This window comes from Salinibacterium sp. GXW1014, assembly GCF_044769865.1.
Lineage (GTDB): Bacteria > Actinomycetota > Actinomycetes > Actinomycetales > Microbacteriaceae > Homoserinimonas.
The window spans coordinates 628,605-646,370 of the sequence record NZ_JBIZWA010000001.1 but is presented as its reverse complement, the minus strand read 5'-3'; the positions used below and the strand labels follow the sequence as shown (position 1 = coordinate 646,370).

Sequence of the window (17,766 nt, the reverse complement as noted above, 5' to 3'; positions counted from 1 at the left end):
GCTGGCCTGACACGCTTGCGGCATCTGGAGGGCGACATTGGCTGATCTCATTGACACCACTGAGATGTACCTGCGCACCATCTACGAGCTCGAAGAAGAGGCCATCATTCCGCTGCGTGCCCGCATCAGCGAGCGGCTCGGACACTCAGGCCCGACGGTCTCCCAGACCGTCGCCCGCATGGAGCGCGACGGCCTTCTCACGGTCGAGGGCGACCGCCACCTCAAGCTCACGCAGGCGGGCCGCGCGAAGGCCGTTGCCGTGATGCGCAAGCACCGCCTCGCAGAGCGGCTCCTCTCCGACATCATCGGCCTCGACTGGGCCCTCGTGCATGAAGAAGCCTGCCGCTGGGAGCACGTCATGAGCGAGCAGGTGGAGCGCCGCATCGTCGAGCTGCTCGGCCACCCCACGCATTCGCCGTACGGCAACCCGATCCCGGGCCTCGATGAACTGGGCGAGAACCCGACGACTCCCTTCGGCACGGGTGTCGTCAACATCGTGAACTACACGCTCGGCGCGGTCGGTTCCGTCAGCGGCGAGATCAAGCGGCTCGGCGAGCCCGTGCAGTACGAAGCCGAACTCCTCGAACAGCTGCGGGTCGCCGGTGTCGTGCCGGGCGTCCGTGCCAAGTTCTCCTCCGCGGGTGCCTACGTGCTCGTCGAGGTCGAGGGCAGCGACGAGGGCATCGAGCTGCCGAATGAGGTCGCGCAGCACGTCTACGTCGGCATCAAGTAGTCCGTTCACGTTCGCGTAACCCGCGCCGCCGCGCTTTTGCGGCATCCGCGCGTTACTCTGGAACCCTTGCAATTTCGAACCAGATTTCGGGAGAGCGTATGTCTGAGGGTGACTCCATCCGAACCGCGGATGCGCGTCACCCTGCGCGCGCCAAGGAGGCCGGCCGCAGTCGGTCGCCGTTGGTGCTGCACGAGCACATACGCCCGAGCGGTCGGCGAGGCGCCCTCTTCTCTGCGCCGCGATCCAAGGCACTGCCCTCATGGGCGGTGCCTTTTCTCGTTAACACGAGCGCTCAGTCCCGAGGTGCCGAAGTCGCACGGTTAGGTCCCTGCAAGCCGTGCAGGGCGCAATCGCAAAGGACGTCACATGCGCACGCTCGTATTGAACGCCGGATATGAACCCCTCGCCATCGTCAGCTTCAAGCGGGCGGTCGTGCTCGTCATCAACCAGAAGGCGACCGTGCTCGCGCACGACGCCGAGCATCCCGTCTTCTCGCAGTCGGACATCTTTGAGCGGCCGTCGGTCATCCTGCTCAACCGCTATGTGCGCATCCCGAGCAGCCGTGCGATTCCAGTGAGCCGTCGCGGCGTGCTCCGGCGAGACAATCACGAGTGCGGGTACTGCGGACATCACGCGACCACGATCGACCATGTGCTGCCCCGTTCACGCGGAGGGCGCGACACGTGGGAGAACCTCGTCGCCTGCTGCCTCAAATGCAACAACAAGAAAGGCGACCGCACGCCGCGCGAGATGGGGTGGATGCTTCGCTCCCGACCCCAGGCGCCACACGGCACCTCGTGGATGGTGCGCGGGGTCGAGTCCGCGCAGCCGCAGTGGGAGGAGTTCTTGGCGCCGGTTGCTGCGTAGCCCTCAGCATCGTTCGGGCAGACGCGCATTCGCTAGAGTGGATGCTTCACCCCCAGCACGCCCTAGTAGCTCAGGGGATAGAGCGCCCGCCTCCTAAGCGGTAGGTCGCAGGTTCGAATCCTGCCTAGGGCACATCACATTCATGAACGGTTTCGCCATCGGAACATGCGAGCGACTCGTCGGCGAGGTATTCGGCAGTGGCTGTGTCGTCCCAGCCGAGTCGCATTGCGATCCGCCAGGATGCCGCCCGCGACATCCGGTCGCCGAGGAGGCGAAGCTTCAGCTCGGTCAGCCGTTCGAGTTGCCGTTTGCCGTCGACCTCGGAGATCCGGCCCGCGCGCACATCGCGGTACAGCGCCGACAGTACGTCGGAGCGCAGTAGCGCGGGGGCGACCAGATGGTGTCGGCGATCCGCATCCGAGTTGCTTCGGATGATGCGAAGTGCAGTGCCTGCGTCGATGGCGTAGCGCGTCGTCATGCCGAGAGTGTGTCACCGGATTGTCGCTACCGCCGTCAGGCTGGTCGGTTGCGCCCGATAACGTGAAGAGACTGACGATGCGGGGGAGTAGATGAGCGCGTTCCATCCAGAGCTGGCGGCGGCACGGTTCATACCGAATTTCACGTGGGGGCCGCGCCTGGCGCGCCTCGCCAATCGCGGCGAACAGAAGTCGGGGCGCATCCCCGACGACGTAATCGTCGAAGACGTGACAGTGCCCGGCCCTGTGGGGGCACCGGATGTCTCGGTGCGCCTCTACCGTCCGCGCGAGTCCGGCGCGCCCATGCCCGCGCTGCTGTGGATCCACGGCGGCGGCTTCATCATCGGTAGCCCGATCCAGGACGAGCGCACGAATATCGCGTTCGTGCGCAACCTCGGCATCACGGTCGCTGCGGTCACGTACCGGCTGGGCCCCGAGCATCCGGCGCCGGCCGCCCTTGAAGACGCGTATGCCGCGCTGAGGTGGCTCTTCGCCAATGCCGATGACCGGGGCATCGACGCGACTCGCATCGCCGTGGGCGGGGCGAGTGCGGGCGGAGGCCTGGCGGCAGGCCTCGTGCTGCTCGCCCACGATCGTGCCGAGGTGACGCCGGCGTTCCAATTGCTCCTCTACCCCATGCTTGACGACCGCACGGTGCTGCGCGATGACCTCGACACGAGAAACGTGCGCGTGTGGTCGCCGGGCAGCAACCGCTACGGATGGACGACCTACCTTGGCCACGAGCCGGGGTCGCCCGAGACATCCGAGTACGCGGCTCCTGCTCGACGGGCGGATCTCACGGGACTGCCGCCGACGTGGATCGGAGTCGGCACGCTCGACCTGTTCCACGATGAGGACCTCGACTACGCGCAGCGGCTCGCCGACGCGGGCGTGCCGACCGAGATGCTCGTGGTGCACGGCGCGTTCCACGGCTTCAACGGGCTCTTCAAGCGCACCGAGGTGGCGAAGGAGTTCTGGCGCGCCCAGGCCAGGGCGCTGCGGGCGGCCTTTCAGCGCTAGCCCCAGGGCCGGGAAGGAATGTCGGTGGCCGCCGCTACGGTTGCCGCCATGCCGGAGAGGATCGAGGACTGGTGGGCGCGCCGGCAGTTCTCACGCGGAAGCGAGGTGCCCTACCCGGTCGGCACCTACCGCGAGGCATGGGCCCACTATCCGGTGCTCGTGCGGCAGTACCACCCGGAGTTCAACGCCGGCATCACGCTGACGCAGGTGCCGCCCGCCGCCGACGTCTATCTCACGTGGCAGTGCGAGATCGGTCACTACTTCGTCGCGACCCCGACCGAGCAACGCGAACGTCCAGGCCGCGAGCGGCGCCGCTCAGTCTGGTGCCCCGAGTGCCTCGCGATGGCGAAACCCCGGCCCGTGCAGGCCGGCGTGCCGGTCGCGAGCCGCGCGAAGTCGCGGAAGCCCGCGCCGCCGATCTGCCTGAAGACGCCAGAGCTTCCAACGGGGGAGGCCTTCCTCAGCCAGTGTGCACCCACACCGGCCTCCTCGGTCGAGGCGCAGCTGCGCGCCGACCTCTTCGACCGCCTCGACCTGACGAACGAGCTGAACGCGGTCAAGGTAGCCCGACCCTTCTTCCAGCACACGGAGGTGTGGCCCGACATCCTGCTGCCGGAACTGCGCATCGCGATCGAGTACGACAGCACCGGGCGGCACGGCCTTGAGCACGTCGGCAAGAAGGAGCAGGCCGACCGCCGCAAAGACCGGGCGATGCGCTCGGCCGGCTGGGAGGTCGTGCGGATCCGCACCGGCAAATTGCAGCCGATCGGCCCCTTCGACCTGCAGATGTCGTCGGTGACGGGCAAGGGCATCGACCGCCTGATCGAGCGGCTCCGCGACATCCGTGGGCCGCTGATGGTGGATGCCTACCTGCGCTGAGCCGCTAGCCTGACCGCATGGACGGCATGCTGGTCGGCGGCAACATGAACGACGTCACCCGCGAGGGCGATACCGTGCTGCGCCAGGCCGGACCGTGGACCCCCACGGTGCACCGCTACCTCGACTACCTCGCCATCGCAGGCGTCGACTGGGCGCCGCACCCGCTCGGCATCGAGGGAGAGCGCGAGCGTCTCAGCTTCATCGACGGCACTGTGCCGGTCTATCCGCTGCCCGAGTGGGTCTGGGCTGAGTCGGCGCTCGTGCAGGGCGGCCGGATGCTGCGCCAGCTGCACGACGCGAGCATCGGTTTCGCAGTCGATGGGGCGGTGTGGCAGTCCCCGGCCAAGGTTCCCGCGGAGGTCATCTGCCACAACGACTTCTCGCCCCACAACCTGGCCTTCCGTGACGGCGTGATCGTTGGCGCCATCGACTTCGACATGTGCTCCCCTGGTCCGCGGCTCTGGGATATCGCGTACTTCGCCACTCGGGCGGTGCCCCTCACAGCCGAGACCCCCGAGGGTGCGCCGGGCATGGATGAGGCACCCCGACGCGTGCAGGCGATCCTTGATGCCTACGGCACGGATGCCACGTGGGCTGACGTGCTGCGCGTTGCGACCATCCGACTCCACGACCTTGCTCAGTTCTCGCGGGAGAAGGCCGAGGAACTCGGCAGGCCGCACCTGCGGGACGAGGCGGAGGAGTATGAGCGCGACGCCGGGTACCTTCGTTCCCTTCTCTGAGCTGCGGTGCCCCGCGATGACTTGCCGTCATGGAAAGTGATGCATAGACTTTCCGATATGGAAAACAACCTTCACGCGAATGGCGCCGACGCCGACCAGGTGCTCCGCGAACTGAGCGCCGACCGCGCCAAGCTCTCCGAGCGGATGCGCGCCCCGCGATGGTTCGCCCCAGCCTTCGGAACGATCGCAGCGCTGTACGCTGCGATGCCGAGCATCCCGAACGATGGCGGGCGCGACTTCGTGTTCGTCGGTGCTGTCGTCGCGAGCATTGCCCTGTGCGCTACCTACTACCGCGCGACCGGCGTGAAGGCATCCGGACTCGGTGCGCGTGGATGGTTCCTCGGCGTGGGCGGTCTGCTCGGGATCCTCGTGTGCCTGAGCGTGTCATTCGGGCTCGCTGCGGCCGGCCTGCACTGGTGGATCGCGCTGTCGGCGCTCGCCGCCTTCGCGTGGGCCGCCATCATCGCCACCCTCCTCACCTCCGCCATGCAGCAGCGAGTGCGCGATGTCCGCTGAGGGTGGCTTCAGCGAGGTCATCCACGCGCCGCTGCGGCTGCGCATCTGCGGCCTCCTCCGCTCGGTGGATGAACTCGACTTCGCGGTGCTGCGCGACACGTTCGGTGTCAGCGACGCGACCCTCTCGAAGCACCTGAAGACGCTCGCCGATGCGGGGTTCGTCTCCTCGACCAAGACGGCGTCGGCGGCGAGGGGTGACTCGCGGCGCATCACCTGGCTGCGCCTCACGGCCGAGGGCAAGCGATCGTTCGACGACCATGTGCGCGCGCTCCAGCAGATCGCCGCGGGCTTCGACGCGGTCTCGCCGAATGCCTGATCGGACGCGCCTTGCCTCAGTCGGCGATGAGGCGCTTGCCCAAGGCGACGGCAGCATCGGGAACGTAACCGAGGGCGCGGTAGAAGGCGATGGCCTGCTCGTTGTCAGCGCGCACCTGGAGGTTGAGCTTGGGGCAGCCGCGATCAGCGAGCATCCGTTCCAGCTCCTCCATGAGGGCACGACCGTAGCCGCGTCCGCGAGATCCCGGATGCACCGCCAGATAGTTCACCCATCCGCGGTGCCCGTCGTACCCCGCCATAGCTGAAGCGACCAGGTCGCCATCCTCGACTCCGACCACGAAGAGCTCCCGCTGCACTGTCAGCTTGCGCTGGATGTCGAGGTGCGGGTCATTCCACGGACGGGTGAGTCCGCACAGTTCCCAGAGCGCGATGACCGACTCGGTGTCGGACTCCTGGAAGGGCCGCAGTTGCATTCCCCGATTCTCCACCATGTGCTGCATCCCGATGAGTCACCTGCCCGCACCTGCCGCGGCTCGCTGCGCCGGGGGTAGCGTGGCCAGGGGACGACGGGAGCACAGTGGGCAGCAAGACGATCATCATCACGGGGGCAAGCGACGGAATCGGGGCGGCGGCAGCGCGGGAGTTGAAGCGACGCGGGCACAGGGTCGTGATCGTGGGCCGCTCCCGGGAGAAGACGGAGCGCATCGCGGCCGAGCTGGATGCCCCGCACTACCTTGCCGACTTCGCCCGCCTCAGCGAGGTGCGCGAGCTGGCGGATGCCCTTGCTCGCGACTTCCCGCGCATCGACGTGCTCGCCAACAACGCCGGCGGCATCTTCGGCGCGCGCGAGCGCACGGAGGACGGCTTCGAGCTGACCTTCCAGGTCAACCACCTGGCACCGTTCCTGCTGACGCACCTGCTCATGCCCACGCTGCTGGCGAGCCGGGCATCCGTCATCAACACCTCGAGTGCCGCCGCCAAGCTGTTCGCCCGGCTCGACCTCGATGACCTCAACGACGACCGTGGCGCATCCGCTAACCGTGCCTACGGCAATGCGAAGCTCGCGAACATCCTCTTCACGCGCGAGTTCGACCTGCGCTTCAACGGCGAGGGCATCTCGACGGCCGCGTTCCACCCCGGGGTGGTGGCGACGAGTTTCGCGAGCGAGACGAGCAGCCCCATGCGGCTCGTCTATGGCACGCCGCTGCGTCACCTGATGCGCCTCATCACGCCCGAGGAGGGTGCGAGCGGGCTCGTCGCGCTCGCCGAGGGGCAGCCCGGGGTTGACTGGATCTCAGGCGAGTTCTACGAACAGCAGCGCATCGCAAAGACCAACCCGCAGGCCTACGACGCTGAGGCGGCGCGGCGACTGTGGGAGGAGAGCGAGCGGATGCTTGGGCTCACCGCATCACCGGAGCCCGCGACCCACAGGCACGACGGCCGTTTCGACCCGCCGTGCGGGCCCGTGGTGGGCCGTGTCGACGGCGGGGTGATCCGTGCGACGGCCATCCCCTACGCCCGCGCCGCGAGGTTCGCCCCGCCTGCGCCCGTCGCCGACTGGACCGAGCCTTTTTCGGCCACGGATCCCGCGCCTGCGTGCCCGCAGTTGCCGTCGGTTGCGCTCGCCGACGCCATGGGCACCGGCCAGTCGTTCATCGGCGACAGCGAGGACTGCCAGAACGTGAGCGTCACGGTGCCTGCCGACCTCCGCCCCGGGGAGTCGCTGCCGGTCATGGTCTTCATCCACGGCGGCTCCTATGTCATCGGCGCCGCCGACATCCCTATGCACGATCCGGCCGCGCTCGTGACGGAGCAGCGCGTCATCGTCGTCGGCGTGACCTACCGACTCGGCCTCTTCGGCTTCCTCGCGACGCCCGACGGGCATCCGGCCAATCTCGGGCTGCTCGACCAGATCGAGGCCTTCCGTTGGGTGCAGCGCAACATCGCCGCCTTCGGGGGCGACCCGAAGCGGGTCACGGCGTTCGGCCAGTCGGCGGGCGCCGACGCGATCGCCCACATCATGGCGACACCGGATGCCCCGCGCCTCTTCTCCCGGGCGATCCTGCAGAGCGCGCCCCTCGGCATCGGCCGCGGACGGCAGGCGATGCACGAGGCGATGGGTGCGGCAGCCGAGGGCCTGACGACCGAATCGACCGTGGGTGACGTGCTCGCGCGGCAGGCGCGGGTCTCCGCGATCGGGGGCGGCTTCGGCCTCGCCGGCGGCATGCCGTTCGGCCCGCAGCCCGGCCATGCACCGCTGCCAACCGAGCACGAGCTCGATGCGGCGCTGGATGCTGCGGCTCCCCACATCGAGGTGCTCATCGGCCACACCTCCCAGGAGTCGCGTCTCTTCGCGCCGCAATCGGCGCAGGTGCAGAAGGTGCGGCGCCTTCCGGGGCTCGGCGGCCCTGCGATCCACGCGATCGACACGGTGCTGACGCAGGCGATCTATGGCAGGGCATCCCGCCGCTTCGCGAAGCGCCATGTCGTCGCCGGTGGGCGCGCCCACCACTATGTCTTCACCTGGGCGGCGCCAATGAACGAATTCGGTGCCGCCCACACGATCGACCTGCCGTTCCTCTTTGGCAACGAGCAGACGTGGAAGCGCTCCAAGATCCTCGACGGCGCGCCGTGGGCCGAGGTCGAACGGCATGCGAAGCGTGTGCGGCAGCTCTGGGCGGACTTCGCGCGCGGCGTCGACCTTCCCGAGCGGGGCGAGATCCCCGGGGTCCTCACGCACGCGCGCGTAGGATCGCGTCCATGAGCACCACCGCCGGGAGCACCCCGTGACGCGCGTTGCCGCCTTCGACTGCGGCACCAACTCGCTGCGTCTCCTCATCGCCGACATCAAGCACGGGCGCCTGCACGACATCGTGCGCTCGCTCGAGATCGTCCGCCTCGGGCAGGGGGTCGACCGCACGGGCCGCTTCGACGACGACGCCCTCGCGCGCACCCTCGCAGTGACCCGGCAGTATGCCGAGCTGTGCCGCAAGCACCGGGTCGAGCGGATGCGCTTCGTCGCGACATCCGCCACCCGCGACGCCGCGAACCGTGACGTGTTCCTCGACGGTGTGCGCGAGATCCTCGGCGTCGAGCCCGAGGTCATCGACGGCGACGAGGAGGCGCGGCTGTCGTTCCGCGGGGCCCTGAGTGCGATTCCGGATGCCGCAGCCAAGCGCTCCCGTCGGCTCGTCGTCGACATCGGCGGCGGGTCGACCGAACTGGTGCTCGGTGAGACCGTGCCGGAGGCGGCGCACTCGATGGATGTCGGAAGCGTGCGGCTCACGGAACGCAACATCCGCTCCGATCCGCCCACGGCCGAGGAACTCGCGGCGGTGCGTCGCGAGGTCGAGCAGGCCCTCGACCATGCGGCGAGCATCGTGGACCTCGGTGCCGCGAGGGAGGTCATCGGCGTCGCGGGGACCATTACGACCGTGACAGCGCACGCGATGGAACTGAGCGACTACGACTCTGCCGCGATCAACGGGAGCCGGCTGCGCCTCGACGACGTGCTGGAGGCCTGCCGGTCGCTGGCGAGCATGCCGCGGGAGGAGCGACTCATGCTGCCCTACCTGCATCCCGGCCGCGTCGACGTGATCGCGGCGGGCGCCACCATCTGGTCCACCGTGCTGCAGCGGGTTGCTGCCGAGACGAAGGCCGCCGGGTCGCCGCTCCACTGGGTCGTGACGAGCGAGCACGACATCCTCGACGGAACCGCGTTGTCTCTCGCCGACTGAGCGCTGGCCCACTAGTCTGACTGCCAACCCGCATCACCGATCGGATCGGTAGGTCTTCATGAGCGCCCCAACCCCCTACGGCTATGGCCCCGCATACCCCGTGCAGGCTCCACCGCGCAGGCCGCCGCTCACCGCCGGGCAGAAGCGCGGCGCGATGATCGCCGGTGGCGTCGGCTACACGCTCATGTCCCTCGGCTTCGGCACGATCTTCGCGGTCGTGGTCGTCACCCTCGTCTTCGGGGTCATGGGCTTCATCGGCGCGTCGATCGCCCGCTCGGGCGGCGCGGCCGACGACTTCGTGCAGACCGTCGCCGACATCGTGCAGTCGTACTGGTGGATCGCGCTCGTCGCGGCAATCCTGGGCGTGGCCCTCTGGCTGGCCGGGTATTTCGCGAGCGTGCGCATCCTGAAGTCCACAGGCAACCCGCGCGGCACGGCGATCACGTGGGCGGCGCTCGGCATCGGCATCGTCGCGGGATGGGTCGTGGGCACCGTGCTCTCGATCCCGGGCAACATGCTCACGGTCATGCCGGGCCGCGGCGAAGGGGAGCTGCCCGGGCTCCTCGTCGGCGGCGGACTCCTCGCGCTCGCGAGTCTTGCCGCGACGGTCGCCGTCGGGGTCTTCGCCTGGTGGTGGATGGCCCACGCCCTGCGGCCCGCCGCCCCCATCGATGCGACGCCGGCGGCACCCACAGCCTGAGAGCGCGGGTGGTGGTTTCCACGAGTCCGGGCCGCCGTTCTGCGGGCCGAACAGTGCCCATGCCACGAACTTTTCGGCGTTCTGTTGTGCCCAGCGTTAGCATCGCGCCATGAGTGACTACCGACCGCCGACATCCGACGCTGCCTTCATCCTTGAGCACGTCGTGGGCTACAACGACATCGCCGCTTACCCGAACTACGAGCACGCCGACCTCGAGACGGTCGTCGACCTGCTGGAGCAGAGTGGCCAGTTCATGGCCGAGGTCATCGCGCCGACGAACCGCGCGGGCGACCTCGAGGGCTCGAAGCTCCAGGCGGATGGCACGGTCAAGACGCCGACCGGCTTCAAGGAGGCCTACAACAAGCTCGTCGAGTCCGGCTGGATCTCGCTGCAGTTCCCCGAGGAGTTCGGCGGCGGCGGCTTCCCCTGGCTCGTCGGCCTCGCCATCCAGGAGCAGCTGCTCGCGGCCAACATGGGCTTCGGCCTCGGCCCGCTGCTGACGCAGGGCGCAATCGACGCGCTCCTGCACTACGGCTCGACCGAGCAGAAGCAGCTCTTCCTGCCCAAGATGGTCAGCGGCGAGTGGACCGGCACCATGAACCTCACGGAGCCGCACGCCGGCTCCGACGTCGGCGCCCTCACGACGAAGGCGGTGCCCAACGACGACGGCACCTACTCGATCTCGGGCCAGAAGATCTTCATCAGCTGGGGTGACCACGACCTCACCGAGAACACGATCCACCTGGTGCTCGCGCGCACCCCCGGCGCTCCCGCCGGCACGAAGGGCATCTCGCTCTTCATCGTGCCCAAGTTCAACGTCGACGCCGAGGGCAACATCGGGGAGCGCAACAGCGTGCACACCGTCTCCCTCGAGGAGAAGATGGGCATCCACGCCTCGCCCACCTGCGTGCTCTCCTACGAGAACGCCAAGGGCTACCTGGTCGGCGAGGAGAACCAGGGCATGCGCGCCATGTTCGTCATGATGAACAGCGCCCGCATCTCGGTCGGCATGCAGGGCCTCGCGGTGGGGGAGCGCGCCTACCAGGCGGGCCTCGCCTACGCGAAGGAGCGCATCCAGGGCAAGGCGATCGGCGCCACGCAGGACTCGCCGATCATCGACTTCCCCGACGTGCGCCGCATGCTCATGACGCAGAAGGCCTACCTCTCGGCCCTCCGCCGCGTCATCTACCTCAACGGCGTCTACATGGACAAGGCGCTGTACTCCCCGGATGCCGCGGAGCGCGCCCGCGCAGAAGAGCTCGCCGCACTCCTCACCCCCATCAGCAAGGCCTTCGGCACCGACCTCGGCAACGAGATCACCTCGCTGACGGTGCAGATCCACGGCGGCATGGGCTTCATCGAGGAGACGGGCGTCGCACAGTACATGCGCGATGTGCGCATCGCCGCCATCTATGAGGGCACCAACGGCATCCAGGCTGCTGACTTCGTTGGCCGCAAGATGGGTGTGCGCAGCGGCCAGTCGTTCATGGAGTTCATCGCGCAGATGCGCGAGGTCGAGGCAAAGCTGGAGGCGGCAGGCGAGGAGTTCGCGTCGATCCGCACGCAGCTCGGCCGCCAGTTCGACGTGCTGCAGAAGACGACCGGATACATGCTCCAGACGGGCGCCGGCGGGGACTTCTCCTCGGTGCTGTCGGGCTCGGTGCCGTTCCTTCGCCAGTGGTCGCTCGTCGTGGGCGGCTGGCTCATGGCGGAGTCTGCACTCGCCGCAGCGAGCCTCGACGACGCGAAGCAGGCGGAGACGCAGCTCGTGCTCGCCCGCTTCTACGCCGAGCAGCTGCTTCCCGCCGCAAGCGGGCTTGCCGGTGCTGTGACGGCCGGCGACCGCGACCTCTTCGCACTCGACGCGGAGGCGCTCGCGAGCTGACCCCCAAGAAGAAGCGGATGCCCGGTCGCGTGTGCGGCCGGGCATCCGTCATTTCTGCGGCTGGTGCTTCGGCTGCTCAGTTCGACTGGCGCTGCAGCAGGGTCATGAGGGCATCGGCGTCGACCGGCTTGGAGTGCAGGTAGCCCTGCGAGCGGTCGCAGCGCAGCTCGCTGAGCGCGCTGAACTGCTCCTCGGTCTCGACGCCCTCCGCAACGACGCGAAGGCCAAGGCCGTGGCCGAGGCCGACGACGGCCGCGATGATCTTGGCGCCCGCGCGGTCCTTGCGCCCGACGAAGGAGCGGTCGATCTTGAGCTCGCTCACAGGCAGGTTGCTGAGCTGCGTGAGCGAGGAGAAGCCCGTGCCGAAGTCATCGACCGAGATGCTCACGCCCAGCTCATGGATCGCCCGGAGCTCCGACTGCGCCACACTCATGTCGGTGACGACCTTCGACTCGGTGACCTCGATCGTGAGTCGCTCCGGGGGAAAGTCGAGCAGCTTGAGGTCGCGGGCGACGGATGCCGCGTAGCCGTCGGTCTCCAATTGTGCGACCGAGGCGTTGACCGAGACCTCGACCGGGTAGCCAGCGGCGTCCCATGCGAGCGCGTCCCGGCAGGCGGAGCGGAGCACCTGGGTGCCGATCTCGGAGATCGTGCCGTTCTCCTCCGCGAGCGCGATGAACTGGTCGGGGCGCACGAGGCCGCGTGTGGGGTGGTTCCACCGGGCGAGCGCCTCGACGGCCACGATCCGGCCCGAGTGCACGTCGATCTGCGGCTGGTAGGCCGCGAAGATCTCGCCGCGCACGACCGCGCCGTGCAGGTCGGTGTCGAGCTGCAGTTCGTCGTCGGAGGCGGTGGCGCCGCGGGCCAACCGACGCCCGGCCTTCTTGGCCATGAGGTCGGACTCGGCGCTCGCGGCAAGGCGCTGCGCGCGCTCGGCGACAGAGCCCTCCCTGCCGATCTCGACGAGTGAGGAGATGCCGAGCGAGAGCGAGACGACGACATCCTGGCCCTCGACCGCGATCGGATGCTTGAAGGAGCGCTGGATGCGCGCGATCGCGGGTGCGACCTCGTCGGGGTGTGTCGCCCGCGCGAAGGTGATCGCGAACTCGTCGCCGCCGTAGCGCGCGACCGTGTCGCCCTGGCGCACGACCCGCTTGAGGCGTTCGCCCACCTCCTGCAGCACCGTGTCGCCGGCCTGCTGCCCGAGGCGGTCGTTGATGCGCTTGAAGCGGTCGATGTCGCAGACGATCACGACAGTGCCCCGGCCCGCGACATCCGCCTGTTCCACCATGCCCGCGAGGGTGCGCTCAAGCGCCTGGCGGTTTGGGAGTCGCGTGACGCGGTCGTGTTCGACGTTCCACTCGATCTCATTGGCGAGACGGTTGTTGTCGAGTGCAACCCCCGCGAGGCCCGCCAGTCCTGTGAGACGCCGACAGATGACCTCGTCCAACTCGCTGGGCGGATCGCTCTCGGCCCAGTGCGCCACGACGAAACCCATCGACCGGCCCGAGACCGTGATGGGCATGAGTGCGAGCGCGCGGATGTCGAAGTCCTTGACGATCTCGTGAGTCCAGTCCTCATGCGCGCCGTCGATGAGCACGGGGCCACCGGACCGCATGAGCTCGTGGAGGTCCGGAGCCGAGAACGGGGTGCCAGCCCAGAGGCCGAGGCGGCGGCGCAGCGTGCCGGACCAGCCGGCGATGGCGGAGACGACGAAGGTGTCGGTCATCTCGTCCCAGAGAATGACGGCGCCGCGGTCGACCTGGCATACGGTGGGCACGGCCTCGGCAATGATCTGTGACACGGCCGGCAGGTCAGTGGGTTCGCACAGTGCCCGGGCGACCGACAGGAGCATCTCGCTCGTGTCTCGTTGGCGCGCAAGTTCAGCGGCGGTCTCGTCGCCGTTGTCGAGTCGCCCCGTCTCGATAGTGGTCACTGTGCCTTCCGTCGCTTCACTGTGCAGTGAGCTCGCGGGGCTCGGGTCGCCCCCTGTAAGTCTGGCATGACCGGGGGCACGATGCTGTCATGGAACCCCGCGACAGCGACGCCGACGACATGACCTTCGAGGAGAAGCGGCACGACCAGCTCACGGCTGCGCCAGACGCGGTGGAAGAGGATGCCGCACCCCGCATCGATGTGACGACGACCGCGGAGGGCAACACCCGCATTGACTGGCGCGAGGACGCGCCCGTGCGGCCGGGCGAAGGCGACGAAGGAGAGTAACGGGCCGCTGGGCATCCGGTGCATGACAGGTGGGAATGCCCGCACAAAGCATCGTCGCGGCTTGAGCTGCGCCTCACTCTGCGGGAGCGTGGAGGGCCAACCCCGAACCGGAAGGAGCGTCATGCTCACCCTCACCGAGACCGCCAGCAACGTCGTCAAGGCCATCATCGACCAGAACCCGGACGTCGAGAACGCCGGCCTCCGCATCAACTCCGAGGGCACCGCGGCCAACGCCGAACTCGGAGTCGCGGTCGTCGAGGCTCCCGAGGCGAGTGACCAGGTGCTTGAGCAGGATGGCGCCCGCGTCTTCCTCGACGAGGGGGCCACAATCGCCCTCGCCGACAAGGTGCTCGACGCGCAGGTTGCGAGCGACGGCAGCGTCAGCTTCGCGATCGGCCAGCAGACCGCGTAGGTCCCCAGCACTCCACTGCTTTCAGAACTCAGGAGGGCCGAGCCTTCCTGAGTTTTGAGGGCAGCGGCCTACAGGGCGGCGGCGACCCGGGTGCCCTGCTCGATCGCGCGCTTGGCGTCGAGCTCAGACGCGACGTCCGCTCCGCCGATGACGTGCGCCTTCGCATCCGTTCCCAGCTGCTCGACGAGGTCGCGCACGCTCTCCTGCCCCGCACAGACGATCACGTTGTCGACCGCGACCACCTGGGCGTCAGTGCGCTCCGGGCCGAAGGTGATGTGCAGGCCCTCGTCGTCGATGCGCTCGTAGTTGACGCCGCTCAGCTGGCGCACGCGCTTGTGCTTCAGCGCCGCGCGGTGCACCCACCCCGTCGTCTTGCCGAGGCCCATGCCGATCTTGCCCGGCTTGCGCTGCAGGAGAGTCACCTCGCGAGCGGGCGGTGACGGCTGCGGCTTCACGACGAAGCCCGGCACCGTGCCGTCGTCGGTGACGCCCCACTCGCGCTTCCACTCTGCGAGCTCCTCCGCGCTCGGGTTCACGTCGCGCAACGTGTGCTCCGTGAGGAACTCGCTCACATCGACCCCGATGCCGCCCGCGCCGATCACGGCCACCCGCCCGCCGATCTCGCGACGACCGAGCACGGCATCCGCGTAGGTCATGACGCTCGGGTGGTCGATGCCCGGGATCGACGGGATGCGCGGCGTCACGCCCGTCGCGATGACGACGTCGTCGAAGCCCGCCAGGTCGGATGCCGTGGCCCTCGTGCCAAGCCGCACGTCGACCTTCAACAGCTCGAGCTGGCGCGTGAAGTAGCGGATCGTCTCGGAGAACTCCTCCTTGCCGGGGATGCGGCGGGCGATATCGAACTGGCCGCCGATGTGGTCATTCACCTCGAAGAGCGTGACGTGGTGGCCGCGGCGGGCCGCCGCGACGGCCGCTGAGAGCCCGGCCGGGCCGGCACCGACGACCGCGACGCGCTTGGCGCGCTTGGTGGGCATCAGCACGAGTTCAGTCTCGCGGCCCGCGCGCGGGTTCACGAGGCAACTCGCCTGCTTGCGCTCGAAGGTGTGGTCGAGGCACGCCTGGTTGCAGGCGATGCAGGTGTTGATCTCATCGCTCGCATCCGCCGCCGCCTTGCGCACCCAGTCGGGGTCCGCCAGCATCGGGCGGGCGAGCGACACGAGGGCCGTCGCGCCCCGGTTCAGGATGCCCTCCGCGACCTCCGGCATGTTGATGCGGTTCGCCGCCGCGACGGGGATGCTGACCTCACGCGCCAGGCGCTCCGTGATGTCGACGAATGCCGCGCGCGGCACACTCGTGACGATCGTCGGCACCCGGGCCTCGTGCCAGCCGATATCGGTGTTGATGATGGTGGCGCCGGCCGCCTCGATCTCGCGCGCGAGCGTCACGATCTCGTCCCAGGTCTGGCCCTGCTCCACGTAGTCCGCCATCGAGAGGCGGAACAGGATGATGAAGTCGTCGCCGACCGCGGCACGCATGCGGCGCGTGACCTCGACAGCGAAACGGCGACGCTTCTCGGGGGAGCCGCCCCAGGCATCCGTCCTGTGGTTGGTGCGCTCCACCAGGAACTGGTTGATGAGGTACCCCTCGCCGCCCATGATCTCGACACCGTCGTAACCGGCCTCCCGCGCCAGCCGTGCGCTGCGGGCGTAGGAGTCGATCGTGCGCTCGACGCCCCTCGCGCTCAGGGCGCGCGGGGTGAAGGGCGTGATGGGCGACTTGATCGCCGACGCCGAGACGCTGAGCGGGTGGTAGCCGTAGCGGCCCGCGTGCAAGATCTGCAGCGCGATCTTGCCGCCCTCCGCGTGCACGGCGTTGGTGACCGTGCGGTGACGCGGCAGTTCCCGCCGACTGCTGAGCTTCGACCCGAACGGCGACAGCCAGCCACGGATGCTCGGGGCGTAGCCGCCCGTCACAATCAGCCCCACGCCGCCCCGTGCGCGCTCGGCGAAGAAGGCCGCAAGCTTCGTCGCATCCGAAGCCTTGTCTTCGAGGCCCGTGTGCATCGACCCCATGATGACGCGGTTCTTGAGGGTCGTGAACCCGAGGTCGAGGGGTGCGAGGAGCTTCGGGAACGGCGTCGTCATGGGGTCAGGCTAACGGCCGCGGCATCCGCGACCATGTCGCTTGGCTAGGAGGCACAGAGAGGGCGTGCTGGTTGCGTGTGCGGTTTGGGGATTTCGATACGGATGTTGGTCGCTTCCCTGCGGTTCACGAGGACCGACTTTCGAGAACAGTGTGGGTTCGTTCGGCTCTAGACGCGACCATATCGTCGACCGGAACACACCTCTTAGTCAGTCCCTCGGAATGATGCTTGACACCCATCACCTTCTCCGCCATGCTCGTAAGCGACCGACTGATCGGTCGGGCCGTCAATGGAGACGAGTATGGGGAACAAGCGCACATGAGAACCTCGCGTCACGCAACGAAGAACTCAAGCACCGTCGTGGTCGAACCGCGCGCAACCGACCGTGATCCGGAGAGATACAACCGACGCCTCTCCCGGCAGAACCTGATGCTGGCGATCGGCACGCCCGTCGTCCTCCTCATCATCTGGGAGCTCGCCGCAACGTTCGCCGTCATCGACACTCGGTTCTTTCCTGCGCCCTCGGCGATCGCCACGACCGGGGTGGAGCTCATCCAGAACGGCATGCTCATCAGCAGCCTCTCGACGACGATCCGCACCCTGCTCCTCGGGCTGATCGCCGGAAACATCATCGGCACCGTCGTCGGCATCAGCATGGGTCTCGTGCGGCCGTTGCGCGCGGCCCTCGACCCGCTGCTCTCGGGTCTCTATACGATCCCCAAGCTCGCCATCCTCCCGCTCCTGCTACTCATGCTCGGCCTCGGCGAGCAGCCGCGCATCATCGTGGTTGCCATCGGCTCCTTCTTCATCGCCTGGATCACGATGCTCGAGGCCACGCTTGGCGTCGCGCACGGCTACCTCGAGACCGCTGAGTCACTCGAGCTCTCCCGGTGGCAGCGGCTGCGACTCGTGATCTTTCCCGCCGTGCTGCCCGACTACTTCGTTGGCCTCCGCATCGCGGTGGGCAACGCCGTGCTCCTCATCGTTGGTGTCGAATTCGTCACGAGCGGTGACGGTATCGGCAGCATGATCTGGAAGTCGTGGCAGATCTTCGCCACGGAGCGCATGTATGCCGGGATCGTGTGCGTCGCACTGCTCGGGTACCTCCTCACCAAAGCGGTCAAGATCGGTGCGAAGCTCGCCGTGCCGTGGAGCCCCAAGTCCACGAGCCGCCGCAACTAAGACCTCACAACCATCT

General features: G+C 68.3%; 18 protein-coding genes and 1 tRNA gene. 15 read left to right on the top strand and 4 right to left on the bottom strand.

Features of this window, described 5'->3' with window-relative positions:
* The first annotated feature begins 37 nt into the window (after window positions 1-37).
* From ACIQK7_RS03180 to ACIQK7_RS03170, 3 genes are all read left to right on the top strand, one after another.
* Window positions 38-733: a metal-dependent transcriptional regulator gene (locus ACIQK7_RS03180; protein ID WP_147722688.1), complete on the top strand. Its 696-nt coding sequence runs from the start codon at window positions 38-40 to the stop codon at window positions 731-733.
* A 366-nt stretch (window positions 734-1,099) separates the two neighbouring features.
* Entirely contained in the window at window positions 1,100-1,600 is a 501-nt protein-coding gene (locus ACIQK7_RS03175; protein WP_403021202.1) for an HNH endonuclease, read from the top strand.
* A 59-nt stretch (window positions 1,601-1,659) separates the two neighbouring features.
* Window positions 1,660-1,732: transfer RNA gene (locus ACIQK7_RS03170), tRNA-Arg, on the top strand.
* Here ACIQK7_RS03170 and ACIQK7_RS03165 read toward each other — a convergent pair.
* Window positions 1,725-2,078, bottom strand: a complete 354-nt coding sequence (locus tag ACIQK7_RS03165; protein WP_403021200.1) for a hypothetical protein — start codon at window positions 2,076-2,078, stop codon at window positions 1,725-1,727. The two genes, ACIQK7_RS03170 and ACIQK7_RS03165, sit on opposite strands and share 8 nt — an antisense overlap.
* A gap of 91 nt (window positions 2,079-2,169) precedes the next feature.
* On the opposite strand from ACIQK7_RS03165, the gene ACIQK7_RS03160 reads away from it, so the two are divergent.
* Genes ACIQK7_RS03160 through ACIQK7_RS03140 form a run of 5 tightly spaced genes read left to right on the top strand, consistent with a single transcriptional unit; the run spans window position 2,170 to window position 5,547 of the window.
* Window positions 2,170-3,096: an alpha/beta hydrolase gene (locus tag ACIQK7_RS03160; RefSeq protein WP_403021198.1), complete on the top strand. Its 927-nt coding sequence runs from the start codon at window positions 2,170-2,172 to the stop codon at window positions 3,094-3,096.
* A 48-nt stretch (window positions 3,097-3,144) separates the two neighbouring features.
* Window positions 3,145-3,975 carry a zinc-ribbon domain-containing protein gene (locus tag ACIQK7_RS03155; protein WP_403023948.1) on the top strand — a complete coding sequence of 277 codons (831 nt, stop codon included), beginning with the start codon at window positions 3,145-3,147 and terminating at the stop codon, window positions 3,973-3,975.
* A 17-nt stretch (window positions 3,976-3,992) separates the two neighbouring features.
* The gene (locus ACIQK7_RS03150; protein WP_403021196.1) at window positions 3,993-4,715 is read left to right on the top strand and encodes a phosphotransferase; all 723 of its coding nucleotides are present in this window, start codon (window positions 3,993-3,995) and stop codon (window positions 4,713-4,715) included.
* Window positions 4,716-4,772: 57 nt separating this feature from the next.
* The gene (locus ACIQK7_RS03145; RefSeq protein WP_403021193.1) at window positions 4,773-5,231 is read left to right on the top strand and encodes a hypothetical protein; all 459 of its coding nucleotides are present in this window, start codon (window positions 4,773-4,775) and stop codon (window positions 5,229-5,231) included.
* Window positions 5,221-5,547, top strand: coding sequence for a transcriptional regulator (locus ACIQK7_RS03140; protein WP_403021190.1), 327 nt, complete (start codon window positions 5,221-5,223; stop codon window positions 5,545-5,547). Before ACIQK7_RS03145 ends, ACIQK7_RS03140 begins: the two co-directional genes overlap by 11 nt.
* Window positions 5,548-5,563: 16 nt before the next feature.
* Here the strand turns inward: ACIQK7_RS03140 and ACIQK7_RS03135 are convergent, their stop codons facing one another.
* Window positions 5,564-5,980, bottom strand: coding sequence for a GNAT family acetyltransferase (locus tag ACIQK7_RS03135; protein WP_403021188.1), 417 nt, complete (start codon window positions 5,978-5,980; stop codon window positions 5,564-5,566).
* A gap of 104 nt (window positions 5,981-6,084) precedes the next feature.
* On the opposite strand from ACIQK7_RS03135, the gene ACIQK7_RS03130 reads away from it, so the two are divergent.
* The 4 genes from ACIQK7_RS03130 (at window position 6,085) to ACIQK7_RS03115 (ending at window position 11,829) form a co-directional block, all read left to right on the top strand.
* Window positions 6,085-8,271, top strand: coding sequence for an SDR family NAD(P)-dependent oxidoreductase (locus ACIQK7_RS03130; protein ID WP_403021186.1), 2,187 nt, complete (start codon window positions 6,085-6,087; stop codon window positions 8,269-8,271).
* A 22-nt stretch (window positions 8,272-8,293) separates the two neighbouring features.
* A complete protein-coding gene (locus ACIQK7_RS03125; protein ID WP_403021184.1) occupies window positions 8,294-9,244 on the top strand; it encodes an exopolyphosphatase in 951 nt (316 codons plus the stop codon).
* Between the two features lie 58 nt (window positions 9,245-9,302).
* Window positions 9,303-9,944, top strand: coding sequence for a hypothetical protein (locus ACIQK7_RS03120; protein WP_403021182.1), 642 nt, complete (start codon window positions 9,303-9,305; stop codon window positions 9,942-9,944).
* A gap of 109 nt (window positions 9,945-10,053) precedes the next feature.
* Window positions 10,054-11,829: an acyl-CoA dehydrogenase gene (locus tag ACIQK7_RS03115; protein WP_403021180.1), complete on the top strand. Its 1,776-nt coding sequence runs from the start codon at window positions 10,054-10,056 to the stop codon at window positions 11,827-11,829.
* 76 nt (window positions 11,830-11,905) lie between these two features.
* Here the strand turns inward: ACIQK7_RS03115 and ACIQK7_RS03110 are convergent, their stop codons facing one another.
* Complete coding sequence (locus ACIQK7_RS03110) at window positions 11,906-13,765, bottom strand: putative bifunctional diguanylate cyclase/phosphodiesterase (RefSeq protein WP_403021177.1); 1,860 nt, start codon at window positions 13,763-13,765, stop codon at window positions 11,906-11,908.
* An 89-nt stretch (window positions 13,766-13,854) separates the two neighbouring features.
* On the opposite strand from ACIQK7_RS03110, the gene ACIQK7_RS03105 reads away from it, so the two are divergent.
* Both ACIQK7_RS03105 and ACIQK7_RS03100 read left to right on the top strand, forming a co-directional pair.
* Window positions 13,855-14,052 carry a multidrug transporter gene (locus ACIQK7_RS03105; protein WP_403021175.1) on the top strand — a complete coding sequence of 66 codons (198 nt, stop codon included), beginning with the start codon at window positions 13,855-13,857 and terminating at the stop codon, window positions 14,050-14,052.
* A 121-nt stretch (window positions 14,053-14,173) separates the two neighbouring features.
* Window positions 14,174-14,464 (top strand): iron-sulfur cluster assembly accessory protein, encoded by a 291-nt coding sequence (locus ACIQK7_RS03100; RefSeq protein WP_403021172.1) that lies wholly within the window; start codon window positions 14,174-14,176, stop codon window positions 14,462-14,464.
* A 68-nt stretch (window positions 14,465-14,532) separates the two neighbouring features.
* Here the strand turns inward: ACIQK7_RS03100 and ACIQK7_RS03095 are convergent, their stop codons facing one another.
* Window positions 14,533-16,569, bottom strand: coding sequence for an FAD-dependent oxidoreductase (locus ACIQK7_RS03095; protein WP_403021170.1), 2,037 nt, complete (start codon window positions 16,567-16,569; stop codon window positions 14,533-14,535).
* A gap of 317 nt (window positions 16,570-16,886) precedes the next feature.
* Here ACIQK7_RS03095 and ACIQK7_RS03090 point away from each other — a divergent pair, with 317 nt between their 5' ends.
* Window positions 16,887-17,750: an ABC transporter permease gene (locus tag ACIQK7_RS03090; protein ID WP_403021167.1), complete on the top strand. Its 864-nt coding sequence runs from the start codon at window positions 16,887-16,889 to the stop codon at window positions 17,748-17,750.
* Window positions 17,751-17,766: the final 16 nt, after the last annotated feature.